The sequence below is a fragment of the Pseudoalteromonas lipolytica genome (assembly GCF_900116435.1).
Lineage (GTDB): Bacteria > Pseudomonadota > Gammaproteobacteria > Enterobacterales > Alteromonadaceae > Pseudoalteromonas > Pseudoalteromonas lipolytica.
This window is the reverse complement of sequence record NZ_FPAZ01000003.1, coordinates 77241-91169: the sequence shown is the minus strand read 5'-3', so window position 1 is coordinate 91169 and position 13929 is coordinate 77241. Positions and strand designations below refer to the sequence as shown.

Annotated in this window: 10 protein-coding genes and 1 other RNA gene; 9 read left to right on the top strand and 2 right to left on the bottom strand. The window is 43.2% G+C overall.

What is annotated here, in order from left to right; translation table 11 throughout:
• Positions 1-237: 237 nt before the first annotated feature.
• From lpxB to BM378_RS03340, 6 genes are all read left to right on the top strand, one after another.
• A complete protein-coding gene (gene lpxB / locus BM378_RS03365) occupies positions 238-1395 on the top strand; it encodes a lipid-A-disaccharide synthase (RefSeq protein ID WP_036969702.1) in 1158 nt (385 codons plus the stop codon).
• The gene (rnhB, locus tag BM378_RS03360) at positions 1385-1990 is read left to right on the top strand and encodes a ribonuclease HII (RefSeq protein ID WP_065979760.1); all 606 of its coding nucleotides are present in this window, start codon (positions 1385-1387) and stop codon (positions 1988-1990) included. The genes lpxB and rnhB overlap by 11 nt, the downstream gene beginning before the upstream one ends.
• Positions 1990-5481, top strand: coding sequence for a DNA polymerase III subunit alpha (dnaE, locus tag BM378_RS03355; RefSeq protein WP_074988618.1), 3492 nt, complete (start codon positions 1990-1992; stop codon positions 5479-5481). Before rnhB ends, dnaE begins: the two co-directional genes overlap by 1 nt.
• A 16-nt stretch (positions 5482-5497) precedes the next feature.
• Positions 5498-6454 carry an acetyl-CoA carboxylase carboxyl transferase subunit alpha gene (gene accA, locus BM378_RS03350; protein ID WP_036969697.1) on the top strand — a complete coding sequence of 319 codons (957 nt, stop codon included), beginning with the start codon at positions 5498-5500 and terminating at the stop codon, positions 6452-6454.
• An 81-nt stretch (positions 6455-6535) separates the two neighbouring features.
• Positions 6536-7846, top strand: coding sequence for a tRNA lysidine(34) synthetase TilS (gene tilS, locus BM378_RS03345; protein ID WP_074988617.1), 1311 nt, complete (start codon positions 6536-6538; stop codon positions 7844-7846).
• Positions 7839-8195 (top strand): hypothetical protein, encoded by a 357-nt coding sequence (locus BM378_RS03340; protein WP_036969693.1) that lies wholly within the window; start codon positions 7839-7841, stop codon positions 8193-8195. Before tilS ends, BM378_RS03340 begins: the two co-directional genes overlap by 8 nt.
• A 51-nt stretch (positions 8196-8246) precedes the next feature.
• On the opposite strand, the gene BM378_RS03335 is transcribed toward BM378_RS03340, so the two are convergent.
• Positions 8247-9143, bottom strand: a complete 897-nt coding sequence (locus BM378_RS03335) for a GGDEF domain-containing protein (protein ID WP_036969691.1) — start codon at positions 9141-9143, stop codon at positions 8247-8249.
• A gap of 139 nt (positions 9144-9282) precedes the next feature.
• Between BM378_RS03335 and BM378_RS03330 the strand changes: the two genes are divergently transcribed.
• Positions 9283-11256 carry a monovalent cation:proton antiporter family protein gene (locus BM378_RS03330; protein ID WP_074988616.1) on the top strand — a complete coding sequence of 658 codons (1974 nt, stop codon included), beginning with the start codon at positions 9283-9285 and terminating at the stop codon, positions 11254-11256.
• Between the two features lie 8 nt (positions 11257-11264).
• On the opposite strand, the gene BM378_RS03325 is transcribed toward BM378_RS03330, so the two are convergent.
• Positions 11265-12410: a patatin-like phospholipase family protein gene (locus BM378_RS03325; protein WP_036971648.1), complete on the bottom strand. Its 1146-nt coding sequence runs from the start codon at positions 12408-12410 to the stop codon at positions 11265-11267.
• 139 nt (positions 12411-12549) lie between these two features.
• On the opposite strand from BM378_RS03325, the gene BM378_RS03320 reads away from it, so the two are divergent.
• Positions 12550-13413: a DUF3014 domain-containing protein gene (locus BM378_RS03320; protein WP_036969689.1), complete on the top strand. Its 864-nt coding sequence runs from the start codon at positions 12550-12552 to the stop codon at positions 13411-13413.
• A 136-nt stretch (positions 13414-13549) separates the two neighbouring features.
• Positions 13550-13646, top strand: an RNA gene (gene ffs / locus BM378_RS03315) — signal recognition particle sRNA small type.
• Positions 13647-13929 lie beyond the last annotated feature (283 nt).

The following is a 13929-nucleotide window of genomic DNA, read 5'->3' as shown; positions in this document are numbered from 1 at the left end:
ATGATTAATCTATAATTTAAGAAAGTGATTAATTACTAATTCAACCCCTTTGACTTACTCAAAAGTGAGTAGCCCCCTGTGCTGGCATTGTTTTTATCTATTTTATAAACGGCTTTTAGAGCAACTTTTAATCGCAATTTTAATTTCTAGTATTTATTAACTCTGTGACATTTATCCGATTGCTAAAACACGGTAAACTCATTTTTATTAGTGCAGAAAGTTGCGAATTATCAACGAATGAAAGAACAAACAAAGCCGTTACGTATTGCCTTGGTGGCAGGTGAGTTATCAGGTGATATTTTAGGTGAAGGGCTCATTAAAGCACTTAAAGTACGTTTCCCAGATGCTATTTTTGAAGGAATTGCAGGGCCGCGTATGCAAGCTGCGGGTTGTACAACGTTATTCGATATGGATGAGTTGTCGGTAATGGGGCTGGTTGAAGTGTTGGGGCGCTTACCGCGCTTATTAAAAATTCGCAAACAGCTCGTGCAACATTTTATAGATAATCCGCCTGATGTGTTTATTGGTATTGATGCGCCAGACTTTAACTTACGTGTTGAAAAGCCGCTAAAAGAAGCGGGTATCAAAACAATTCAATATGTGAGCCCCTCTGTTTGGGCGTGGCGTGAAAAGCGTATTCATAAAATCAGCGCAGCAACTAATTTAGTGTTGGCTTTATTACCATTCGAAAAAGCATTTTATGACAAACACAACGTGCCTTGCACATTTGTTGGTCATACGCTGGCTGATGATATTGCGCTGGAGCATGATCAGAGCAAAGCGCGTAATGCACTCGGTTTATCAGATTCAGACAAAGTATTGGCGCTTTTACCGGGCAGCCGAGGCTCCGAAGTAGGTCTTTTGAGTGACACTTACATTCAGACCGCCGCTAAACTACAGGCAGAAAACCCAGCACTGAAAATAGTGGTACCACTCGTTAACGAAAAACGAAAAACTCAGTTTTGTGACATTCTAGAAAAAACAGCCCCTCATTTAAAATTACAGTTACTCGACGGCCAGTCAAATCTTGCTATGCAAGCTGCCGATGCGATTTTACTTGCCTCAGGGACCGCTACATTAGAAGGCATGCTCTATAAAAAGCCAATGGTAGTAGGGTATAAAATAAAGCCAATGAGCTATTGGATATTTAAAACGCTGTTTACCTTTAACATCAAGTACTTTTCGCTACCGAATTTACTGGCCGATGAAGAGCTTGTCCCCGAGTACCTACAAACAGAATGTAATGTTGATAATTTAACAAATGCACTCACACCTATGTTAAATTCAGATAATAGTGAACTAAAAGCACGCTTTTTAGCGATTCATAAAGAAATTAGGTTAAATGCCAACGAACAAGCTGCAACAGCAGTCGCGGAGTTACTAAATGCAGATTGATCGACCACATGTAAATTATATTGCCGGTGTTGATGAAGTAGGACGTGGACCGCTCGTTGGTGACGTAGTAACCGCCGCGGTGATCCTCGACCCTGCAAAACCGATTGTGGGACTAGCCGACTCAAAAAAATTGTCGGATAAAAAACGCCAACTTTTAGCTGCAGAAATTAAAGAAAAAGCCCTGTGTTATGCCATTGGTCGTTGTAGCCCAAGCGAAATTGACGAGCTTAATATTTTACATGCCACTATGCTGGCAATGAGCCGTGCGGTTGAAGGACTCAGTGTAAAACCTGAGTTTGTATTTATTGACGGTAATCGCGTTCCTAGCCAATTAACCATACCTGCGCAAGCGGTAGTAAAAGGCGACAGCTTAGTGGAAGAGATTTCGGCTGCATCAATTCTTGCGAAAGTGGCCCGAGACGACGAAATGATTGAACTCGATAAACGCTATCCAGAATACGGCTTCGCAGGACATAAAGGTTACCCAACCAAAGCGCATTTTGCTGCACTAGAACAGTATGGTGCTATTAATGAGCATCGCAAAAGCTTTAAACCTGTGCAGCGCATTTTGGCGTTAAAAGGAGAGCAACGCTAATGCCTGCGCCGCAATTTGTTCATTTACGTGTTCATTCTGATTTTTCAATGGTGGATGGCCTCGCAAAAACAAAACCAATCGTTGCCAAAGCAGAAGAGCTACAAATGCCAGCGCTGGCCATAACAGACCAGATGAACTTATGTGGTTTGGTGCGTTTTTATGGGGCTGCACATGGCGCTGGAATTAAGCCAATTGTGGGAGCTGATTTTTGGTTACGAAGCCCAGAATTCGAAGATGAACCATGCCGAATAACTATTTTAGCCAAAGATAACGAAGGCTATAAAAACCTCACGTTATTAATCTCTAAAGCGTATCAACGCGGGCATGTTTTTCACCGTCCCGTGATTGACCGTGAATGGCTGGTGGGGCTCAAAAATGGCCTCATAATTTTATCAGGTGCAAAAGATGGCGATTTAGGCAAAGCATTACTTAAAGGCAATGCCGGTCTGATTGAGTCGGTGGTGAGTTTTTATAAGCAACACTTTAGTGACCATTATTATATTGAGCTTATTCGGACTGAGCGCCCATTTGAAGAAGATTACCTTCATTTAGCGGTAGAATTAGCAAGCCAAGAACAACTGCCCGTGGTGGCCACTAACGAGGTGGTGTTTTTAAAACCTGAAAACTTCGAAGCCCACGAAATTCGTGTTGCAATTCATGATGGTTACACCCTTGAAGATAAGCGCCGACCAAAACGTTTTTCTGATCAGCAATACCTAAAAACAGCTGAGCAAATGGCTGAGCTCTTTAGTGATATTCCTGAAGCGCTCGAAAACACCGTTGAAATTGCAAAACGCTGTAACGTAACCGTGCAGTTGGGCACCTATTTCTTACCCGATTACCCAACGGGCTCGCTCAAAATCGATGAATTCTTAGTTAAAGTATCGAAAGATGGTCTTGAAGAGCGATTGCAGTTTTTATTCCCCGATGAAGAAGAGCGAAAAGAAAAGCGCGTAGAATACGATGAGCGCTTACAAATCGAGCTCGATGTAATTAACCAAATGGGGTTCCCGGGTTACTTCCTAATCGTAATGGAGTTCATCCAGTGGAGTAAGGATAACAATATTCCAGTGGGACCGGGACGTGGCTCGGGTGCGGGCTCGTTGGTTGCATATGCACTTAAAATTACCGACTTAGATCCGCTTGAATTTGACTTACTATTCGAACGTTTCTTGAACCCTGAACGTGTATCCATGCCCGACTTTGACGTTGACTTCTGTATGGACAGACGTGATGAAGTGATTGATCACGTATCGGCATTGTATGGCCGCGACGCGGTATCGCAAATTATCACCTTTGGTACCATGGCTGCAAAAGCGGTTATTCGTGATGTGGGGCGTGTACTTGGCCACCCTTATGGGTTTGTCGATCGCATATCCAAATTAGTCCCTGGCGACCCCGGTATGACGCTTGCGAAAGCGTTTGATGTAGAACCGCGTTTACAAGAAGCCTATGACGGTGACGAAGAAGTAAAAGAGCTTATCGACATGTGTCGCATTCTTGAAGGGTGTACACGTAATGCCGGTAAACACGCAGGGGGGGTGGTAATTTCACCCACCACGATCACCGATTTTGCTGCACTTTATTGCGACGATGAAGGCAAGTTCCCGGTAACTCAATTTGACAAAAATGACGTTGAAACCGCAGGCTTGGTTAAGTTCGACTTCTTAGGTTTAAGAACATTAACCATCTTGCAATGGGCGCTCGACATGACCAACGAGCGTTTAGCGCGCGAAGGTAAAGACCCCGTTGATATCAATGCTATCCCGCTTGATGATAAACCCAGCATTGACTTATTGCTCCGCGCTGAGACGACCGCGGTTTTCCAGCTAGAATCGCGCGGCATGAAAGACCTTATTCGTCGTCTAAAACCCGACTGCTTTGAGGATATGATTGCACTCGTGGCATTATTCCGACCGGGTCCACTGCAATCAGGCATGGTAGATAACTTTATCGACCGTAAGCATGGGCGTGAAGAAATATCGTACCCCGATGTACAATGGCAACATGAAAGCTTACAGCCAATATTAGAGCCGACCTACGGCATCATCCTGTATCAAGAGCAGGTAATGCAGATTGCGCAGGTACTGGCAGGCTATACCCTTGGTGGCGCAGACATGCTTCGCCGTGCAATGGGTAAGAAAAAACCTGAAGAAATGGCCAAGCAGCGTTCAACCTTCGAAGAAGGTGCAGAAAAGAACGGTATTGACGGCGAACTAGCGATAAAAATCTTCGACTTGGTCGAAAAGTTCGCAGGTTACGGCTTTAACAAATCTCACTCCGCTGCTTATGCATTGGTGTCGTATCAAACTCTGTGGATGAAAACGCATTATCCGGCCGAGTTTATGGCGGCCGTAATGTCGGCTGATATGGATAACACCGATAAAATTGTTACCTTGGTCGACGAATGTGAAAACATGAAGTTAACCTTGCTACCGCCTGATGTAAATGCGGGTGAGTACAAGTTTACGGTTAACTTAAAAGGTCAAATTGTTTACGGTATTGGTGCGATTAAAGGGGTGGGTGAAGCCCCAGTAGAAGCCATTTTAGAAGCGCGTAAAGAAGGCGGCCCGTTTAAAGACTTATTTGATTTTTGCGCTCGCGTTGATTTAAAACGTTTAAATAAACGTGTAGTAGAAAAACTTATTTATGCGGGGGCGCTGGATCAGTTAGGCCCTGATAAAACCCAGCCTGGTCGCGCAACATTGTTAGCTAGTTTAAAAGATGCCATGCGAGCGGCAGACCAGCACCATAAAGCAGAGTCGCTTGGTCAGGCTGATTTATTTGGTTTATTAGCCACAGAGCCAGACGAAGTTGAACAAGCCTTTATTAAAGCCCCTGACCTTACGGATAACGAATGGTTAGACGGTGAAAAAGAAACGTTAGGGCTGTATTTAACGGGCCACCCGATTAATCAGTACCGAAAAGAGCTTAAATATTATACTTCGGGGCGTTTGGTTGATTTGCAGCCAACGAATCGCGATGTGCAGTCAACCGCTGCAGGCTTAGTCATTGCGGCGCGTACGCTCATAAATAAAAAGGGAAATCGTTGGGGTCTTGTAACTTTAGATGACAAGAGTGCCCGTATTGATGTACGCTTATTCCCAGAACAGTTTGAAATGTACCAAGATATGCTGCAAGTTAACAATATCTTGGTAATATCTGGACAGGTCAGCTTTGATAACTTCTCCGGTGGCATTACAATGACCGCCAGAGACATATGCACCATTGCTCAAGCGCGAGAAAAGCGTATAAAAGCGATTAAAATGACGCTGAATATGGTGCAGATCGAGGCGAACTTCTTCGATAATTTACAAAAAGTGCTTGAACCTTATAAGTTTGGCACGTGTCCTATTAAAGTATTCTATCAACGTCCTGATGCGTTGGCTGAGATTACGTTAGGAACCGAATGGTGTGTTACGCCTAGTGATGACTTAATTCACAAGTTATCACTGATGGCGGCGCAAGATGTAGAACTAGAATTTAATTAATTAGGTAGTTTAGAGCATGAGCCTCAATTATCTTGATTTTGAGCTTCCAATCGCAGAATTAGAAGCAAAAATTGAAGAGTTACAAAATGTAAGCCGCGCTGGCGAATTAGACCTTGGATTAGAAGAGGAAGTCAGTCGATTAAAAGAAAAAAGCGCTGAAATGAAAGAGAAAATTTTCTCTGAGTTAGGTGCTTGGCAGGTTTCACAGTTAGCCCGTCACCCGTTGCGTCCTTATACTCGTGATTACATCGAGCGCATTTTCACGGAATTTGACGAACTAGCAGGTGACCGTACTTTTGCTAACGATCCCGCTATTTTAGGCGGTGTGGCGCGTTTTGAAGGCCAACCAGTCATGGTTATTGGTCAGCAAAAAGGGCGTGATACAGCTGAAAAAATCAAACGTAACTTTGGTATGCCAAAACCAGAAGGCTACCGTAAAGCATTACGTTTAATGGAAATGGCTGAGCGTTTCAAAATGCCTATCATGACATTTATCGACACGCCGGGAGCATACCCAGGTGTTGGCGCAGAAGAACGTGGTCAATCAGAAGCGATTGCACGTAATCTTAAAGTGATGGCTGCATTAAAAGTACCGACGATCTGTACTGTTATTGGTGAAGGTGGTTCGGGTGGTGCATTGGCAATAGGCGTGGGTGACCGCGTAAACATGTTGCAGTACAGCACTTACTCAGTAATTTCACCAGAGGGTTGTGCATCAATCCTTTGGAAGAGTGCAGATAAAGCGCCTATCGCTGCAGAAGCAATGGGTGTAACAGCTGCACGTGTTAAAGAACTAGATTTAATCAATAACGTGATTGAAGAGCCGCTGGGTGGCGCACATCGTAACTACGATGCAATGGCGCGTAACCTTAAAAATCAACTAAAGCGCGATTTAGCTGATTTACAAGGCTTGTCACTTGATGAAATGCTTGATCAGCGTTACAAACGTTTAATGTCGTTTGGTTATTGCTAATTAGCATAATGATGAAAAAGCCGCTTTTGCGGCTTTTTTTGTTTTATAATACAACGCAATTTATTTTAAGCGTGCCAGTCGATGTTAACTTTGCCACTTTATACCGATTTTCGTAAAGAACTTGAGCCTCTAATTACAAAGGGGCACAAGGCGTATACTGTTGCCTTGTCTGGTGGTGTCGACTCTGTGGTGCTTTTGCATTTAATGGCTGAATTACACCGTGAAAATACGGCGCTGAGTGTGGATGCTGTGTATGTAAATCATGGCTTGAGTGAATATGCAGGGCAGTGGCAATCATTTTGTGAAACGTTATGCAGCTCTCTTGCAGTGCCATTTAAAGCAATAAAAGTGAACATTGAAACACAAGCACGAACCAGCCTCGAGGCGCAAGCCCGAGACGCACGTTATGATGCGCTCGATACGCATAGTCCAAAAGGCAGCGTGTTGTTACTAGGTCAGCATTTAAATGATCAGCTTGAAACGTTCTTTTTGCGCCTAAAGCGTGGCTCAGGCTTGCAAGGGTTAAGTGCAATGCAGCAGCAAAGAGTGTTGTCATCTGGGCGTGTATGCTTTAGACCCTTGCTTAATGTGACACGCCAGCAAATAGAGCTATTTGCTGAACAGCGTGGAATTCAACATATTACAGATGACTCAAACAGCGACGAGCGCTTTGACCGTAACTTTTTACGTCATCAGGTGATCCCCGTTTTAAACGACCGCTTTCAGGGCTTTGAGAAAAGTGCTGCGCGCAGTATTCGCTTATTACAGCAGCAACAATCACTGTTAGATGAATACACAGAAACAGACCTTGCGCACTGTCAAAATAAACACGGCGGTTTAAGCTGTTGTGCGGTTAAAGGTTTTTCTGATACGCGTAAAGCAAACCTTGTGCGCGCGTGGCTCAAGCAATTTACACATCAAATGCCCTCTGAAAATCAGCTTAAGCAAATTATTGAACAGGGCTTAAACGCACAGGCCGATGCCCAATTAAAAATCTGTTTAGCGAGCGGACAAGTTCGTCGCCATCAACATTACTGGTATTTCGTTACAGAACAGCCAATACCCAAATCATGTGATATAAATCTTGAAACCGTAACCTTATCGGATGGCCGAACTTTAAGATTTAAAACAGGTAAAGGAATTCGATTGCCAACGGCTGATGAGCAGGTGAAAGTGGTGTTTAATTGCCCGCAAGCGCGCATAAAGCCGCTTAAAAAGCCGGGGTCAAATACGCTCAAACATTGGTTTAAAGATGCGAAGGTCGCTCCTTGGGTTCGTGCACAAGTGCCGCTTATTTTTTATAATGATCAGCTTGTTCAAGTGGTTGGCTATTTTATCAGTGCTACGCACAGTTCAGATGAAGGCATTTTTTGGGAGAGTGAAAATGAGTGAACAGGCTCATGTTGGTTTATCGCTAGTTAATAAAGCACCGCTGGGTTTTATTGTGTCGATTATAGTTGCGGTTATTGCCGGTTTTTCGTTTGCTGAGCTTGAAATGAGTACCTTGTTTTATGCGCTAGCGGGGGGCGTTGCGTGCTCGTTATTGCTGTTAGGGTATTGGTCAGGCAAAGGCGGCGTGTTTTTTATTTTAGGGGTGTTAACACCCCTCGCCCTCGTGGTTGTGTCGCCACTAACGACAATGGCTGCTTTACTTTATTTACTGAGCGGTTTTTTTGCAGGTTTTTGGTTGGTATTACTCGGTTATAAATTGGCTACAAAAAAGCCTAGCGGGGGAAGCTAGGCTTTTCGTAACGATATTTGCGAATTGTTTTGCGCTTTAAAAATGTGACTTTTAGTACGCTTTTGCGCAGTTTCTACCCGCGGCTTTAGCACGGTATAGGCCTTTATCTGCGCGGGCAAACACTTCATTTTCGCAGTCTTGGTTATTCGCAAGCGTAAACCCTATGCTCGATGTTACAGCGTATTGGGCCATTATGCTTGATTGCGAGACTAAACGCATAACGCGATCTGCGATGACTTTGTTAGTGGTAAATTCAGGGTCGTCAATTAACAGCGCAAATTCATCGCCACCAAAGCGAAAAATTGAATCTGTGCCTCGTACACAGTTACGTAAAACATTAGCAAATTCTTGTAGTACGTCGTCGCCAATTTTATGACCGAAATTGTCGTTCACTTGTTTAAAGTTGTCTAAATCGAGCAACATTAAGCTAAATGGACGATGCTGACGGCGACAACGCTCTAGTCTTTGTGCCAAGCTGTCATTAAATTGACTACGGTTATTTAACCCCGTTAGCGCATCTTTTGTTGCCAAGCGTAATACACGTGTATACATAATTGCATTACGAAGCGGGTAAACAAGCGCAGCATGTAATTGCTGTAGTTTGGTTTCGATAGCTTGCCCCATAGGAAATTGGCTAAAATAAATTAGCTGACCTAAACGCTCACTTTCTAAATCTAAATCAAACGAGTAGGGAGTGTGCGTGGTATCGCTGTCAACACTTTCAGACACACCCAAAGCCGATTGAAACTGCAACCCAGACAAATTGATGAGCTGTTTTGCATGCTCGGCAAAAATAGTCAAAATCCCCTCAATCGACAGGGTTGTTTGTAATTTTGTCACTAAGTCATGTGTATTGTGCTGTTCACTTATTCGGTAACGTTCTGCCGAAAACGGCATAAAGTCGCCTCTTGCAGTCACTCGCTGCGTCAAAATATGGACATTTTCCATGATTGTTCTCCCCCCGGAGTGTTAGATACTCCTTAATAAAGCGAAATTTGTGCCACTTTTTTAAACTGGCTGAAAAACATATGGTTGCTATATTTAAACGAGGGTTCGGCTTTATCATTAAGTAGAAGGAGGTAATTGCTTGCAAAATGTGCTGATTCAAGCCTTTGGGTTACTCGTAGCTGCGGTCATTTTTGTTTGGTTTTTCAAGCGAATTGGCTTACCTCCTATTCTGGCGTACCTTGCAACGGGTTTATTAGCGGGGAGTCATGGTATTGGCTGGATGGCACAAAGCCACGAAATGCACTTTGTAGCTGAGCTAGGCATTGTTTTTTTACTGTTTAGTTTAGGGCTTGAGTTTTCAGTGCCGCGCTTAATGGCAATGCGCAATATTGTATTTGGCTTAGGGTCATTGCAAGTGGTGATCACAAGCCTAGTGTTCATGTTGATTTTACTGTTACTTGAGTACAGCTTACTTAATAGCTTTACGATTGCGAGCTTAATGGCTTTATCATCAACGGCAGTGGTCGTGAAGTTACTCAAAGAATCAGGTGAGTTAAATCAGCGGCGTGGCCAGTTAGCAATTGGCGTGTTGTTGTTTCAAGATATTGCTGTCGTGCCCTTACTAATTATTTACCCCTTACTTGCTCAAAGTGGCTCTGATGAAATTGTTGGCGCACTTGCCTTTGCATTAACCAAAGGTGCTTTTGTGTGTATTTTGTTATGGGCAATAGGCAAGTGGGTACTGCCTAAAGTCTTTAGAGAAATAGCGCTTGTTAGAACCGACGAGCTCTTTGTGCTCACCACATTGTTAGTGGCATTGTTTGCAGCCGGTTTAACGTATTTGTTTGGTCTTTCTATGGCGCTGGGAGCGTTTTTGGCCGGTATGATGCTCGGTGAAAGCCAGTACCGTCACCAATTAGAAGCCGATATTAGACCGTTTCGCGATATTTTAATGGGGCTGTTTTTTGTTACCGTAGGAATGCAATTAGATATTTTGTATGTGCTGCAAAGTTGGTATTGGATCATTGCGGTATTAGTCGGTTTATTATTTTTTAAAATTGCGGTTCTGGCTATTTCTGCACAGCTTATAGGCGAGCGAAAGCAAGATGCCGTTGCAGCAGGTATTATGCTGTGGCAAATGGGCGAATTTGGCTTTGTGTTGATTGCACTCGCTTCACAGCATTTATTGATAAGCTCAGAGCAAGCCTCATTTTTAATTGCGGTAGGCGTGTTGTCTATGGCACTGACCCCTTACCTTATTGAAAAAACACCTGTTTTACTAAAGCGTTTGGGTTTGCTTTCTCAGCCAGGGCAGTATTGGCAACAGCCTGCTAATAGCAGCCCCTTGTATCATAACCATGTTGTTATATGTGGGTTTTCACGGGTAGGGCAAACAATCGCTCGCTTTTTAAAGCCCGAAGCCATTGATTACGTTGCAATAGAAAGCAATCCCATTTTATTGCAAGAAGCAAAAGCCGCAGGTGAGCCAATTATATTTGGTCATGTAAAACAAAAAGATATTTTAAAATCTGCAGGGGTTGAACGCGCTCGTTTAGTGATCATAACGTTTACAGACTTTGAGCAGACGCAAGTCGTGGTAGATGCGATAAAACAAATTGCACCCACCGTTAAGATACTCGTACGTATGCGTGACGACTCACAGCTCGAAACCCTAAAAGAGTTAGGTGTCACAGAAGTGGTACCAGAAACCCTTGAAGCAAGTTTAATGCTCGTATCACACGTACTGTATATGTCGGGTGTACCAATGACCCGTATTATCCGCAGAGTGAGCAAAGAGCGCCGTAATCGTTATCAGTTTTTAAATGGATTTTTTACCGGTGATAAGCTCGACAGCGAAGAAAGCAGCTCAGACCGATTAGAGTACTTACATGTTATCGCTTTACCTGAACACGCATTCGCTGTGAATCACATGATAAGCGAACTTAAGCTTGAGCAGCGCCGAGTATCAGTTCGTGCATTACGTCGTCAAGACCGTGAAATAGAATCGCCCTCAGAGCAAACGGTTTTGCTCGCCGGTGATATTTTGGTATTGCAGGGGAAACCACGCAGGGTAGAGCGCGTTGAACGCTTTTTACTAGATGGATTAGAGTAACGGGTCAGTTACTCTAATTCTAAAAATTTCCGTATTTCGGGCAGTTTTTTAAGCCCATCTTGATAACCAATCTCGATCAATTTTTGGGTGTAACGTTTTTCGAATAACAAGTAACTCGTTAAACTTGATTGAGAACGTTTTTTCACCCCGATCATGCGCAGCAACACTTTAATAGCTAATGGCATATCATCGTAATACTGCGCAGCAATCATATTAAAGTTTTGTGATGGATTGATAATACAGGTTTCAATTTGTTTCAGTTCTTGGTGCTTGTCACGCGCTGGTAATAACCCAAGCGTACGATTAATGCGTTGTAAACGTTCTAAATCAGACTGCAATGTGTCGGTAAAAACACTATCTAACAGGTGACCTGCAATATTAGACAGCCCCGGATAGTGGGGTTGATAACCAGGTGGGTGCAACTCTTTGGGTGCATCGACACCAATAATAAATATTTTTTCAGCCCCTAAATGCACAGAAGGACTTAACGGCGACAATTGGTGAATAGAACCATCGCCAAAGTAATGGTTGTACACATTAACACTTGGAAACACCATTGGAATGGCACTGGATGCCATTAAGTGTTCAACATTAATGCGGGTCGCTTGTCCCTCGCGTTTGGCTCGCTGCCAAGGCTGTTGGGTTAACGACTGAAAAAACGCCACAGAGTCACCCGTTGTATAACTAGAGGCTGTGATTGATACCGCATCAAGGTAGTTTTTGTGAAGGTTACGCTCAATGCGTGCTAAATCGAGTATCTCGTTAAGCAGCTTTCTTAACGGTTGATTATTTAACAAGCTTGCGGGTGGGTGGTTAATATGTTCAGACTGAAAGCTCGTTAAAATATTGCGAGTGAGGTGTGAAAATACACTTAAAAAATCACTTTTATAAACTTGCGAGGTGGAAAAGTTGCGCCATACCCATTCAAGCTTTTTACTTGCTAAGTGAGCACAAGAAGCATAACAGGCAAGCGCAGCGGAATTAATTGCGCCGGCTGATGTCCCATTAATAATGGTAAAAGGTAAAGGCGCAGTACGAGGCATACTTTGTGTGATGGCTTTAAGCACACCCACTTGATAAGCCGCTCGGGCACCACCACCTGTTAATAATAAAGCGATTTTTGAGTGTTGTGTTTTTTTTAACTTACTGCTCATGGTTGCATTTAAATCGTTGTGCGTCTTTACTTTATTTATCAACTGTAAGTCTTTAAGCTAGAAGAAGCAAAGTTTACCTTACTGGTAATATTAATTTTGTCGTGTTTTTTTGTCTGTTTTTTATATTAAGGGAGTGTGTATGTCAGAGCATTCGTCAGATACCGAATTAGAAAAGCGTCCTGGGAATAACAACCTCATTTTTGCAGTTGTTATTGTTATTATTGTAGCCTGTGTTGCGGCGTTTATTTTTTTACAGCCAGACGACAAACCGACGCAAGTAGTCGAAGACGTTGTTATCGAAGAAACGCCAATGGCTGAATATAACGAGCCAGCGCCGGAACCCGAAGTAACAGAGCCAACCCCAGACCCTGTTGCGGTTGAACGCCCAGAGCAACGAGCTGTTGAACCTGAGCCAGAGGTTAAGCCTTTGCCTACATTAAACGACAGTGATGAGGTCGTGGTGGCCCGTATGGATGAATTATTAACAGATCAAGTCATGAGTTTAATGGTGACCGATGATCTTATTCGCCGTGGTGTGGTTTATGTTGATAACCTAGCCAAAGGCAAAGTTGCATTGAGCCATGCGCCCGTTGAGCGCCCTAAAGAATCATTCATGGTTATCGAAGGGGATATTTTAACGATTGACCCAAATAGTTATGAGCGTTACACCCCGTATGTAAAATTATTTACCAGCTTAAGTGCTGCACAAGCGATTCGTATTTATGACGAATACAAACCGCTTATTAATGAAGCATACGCAGAAATTGGTTATCAAGGTGATGCCTTTACGCAAACACTTGAAGAAGCGATTGATGTACTACTCGATACCCCAGAACCCAAAGGTGATATGCCGTTAGTGCGTAACTCAGTGACTTATCAATATGCTTATTCAGAATGGGAAAACTTACCCGATGCGCAAAAACAATTATTGCGTATGGGCCCAGAAAATATGAAAAAAGTAAAAGCAGCATTGCGTAACATAAAAGCTGAACTTGAAAAGTAAGCATAAAAGCCCCTAAATACAGTGCGATTGTATACCAAGTATGCAATCGCACTTTCTTTTTCGAATACCCCTTGAATAACGAGCCAAAAGTAGAGATAATCCCTCCCGCGCCAAACAAGGCCCTCAATGGTAGTCTTATTGGTCCTCTCGCAACACTAGCAGGTGAACCTGGTCAGGCCCGGAAGGGAGCAGCCACAGCGTGTGACGTGTGTGCCGAGATGTGGCTGGTAAGACTGCCACCCAAATTCTTCTTGGGTGTCGTTTGAAGTAAAAGATGACATAAATTGAAAGTATAAAGTGACATGGCTTTTTACCTAAATAAGTAGTACTTAACTCATTCACATGTACAGAAAAAAATAAAACACCGCCTGTTAAATCCTCAAGTAATTTATAAACAAAAAATAAATCTAGCTGTTTAGTTGAATCTGCTTTCGATGAGTATAAAAATCCCTCCTAATTCACCTTATGTGGAGTGGTTTATTAACTCTTTGATGCGGCATAAATAAGAAACAAGCT

What these genes read in the sequence shown, in the direction of transcription:
- lpxB (WP_036969702.1), top strand. Translation starts at nt 238, where the DNA reads ATGAAAGAACAAACAAAGCCGTTACGTATTGCCTTGGTGGCAGGTGAG.
- rnhB (WP_065979760.1), top strand. Translation starts at nt 1,385, where the DNA reads ATGCAGATTGATCGACCACATGTAAATTATATTGCCGGTGTTGATGAA.
- dnaE (WP_074988618.1), top strand. Translation starts at nt 1,990, where the DNA reads ATGCCTGCGCCGCAATTTGTTCATTTACGTGTTCATTCTGATTTTTCA.
- accA (WP_036969697.1), top strand. Translation starts at nt 5,498, where the DNA reads ATGAGCCTCAATTATCTTGATTTTGAGCTTCCAATCGCAGAATTAGAA.
- tilS (WP_074988617.1), top strand. Translation starts at nt 6,536, where the DNA reads ATGTTAACTTTGCCACTTTATACCGATTTTCGTAAAGAACTTGAGCCT.
- BM378_RS03340 (WP_036969693.1), top strand. Translation starts at nt 7,839, where the DNA reads ATGAGTGAACAGGCTCATGTTGGTTTATCGCTAGTTAATAAAGCACCG.
- BM378_RS03335 (WP_036969691.1), bottom strand. Translation starts at nt 9,143, where the DNA reads ATGGAAAATGTCCATATTTTGACGCAGCGAGTGACTGCAAGAGGCGAC.
- BM378_RS03325 (WP_036971648.1), bottom strand. Translation starts at nt 12,410, where the DNA reads ATGAGCAGTAAGTTAAAAAAAACACAACACTCAAAAATCGCTTTATTA.
- BM378_RS03320 (WP_036969689.1), top strand. Translation starts at nt 12,550, where the DNA reads ATGTCAGAGCATTCGTCAGATACCGAATTAGAAAAGCGTCCTGGGAAT.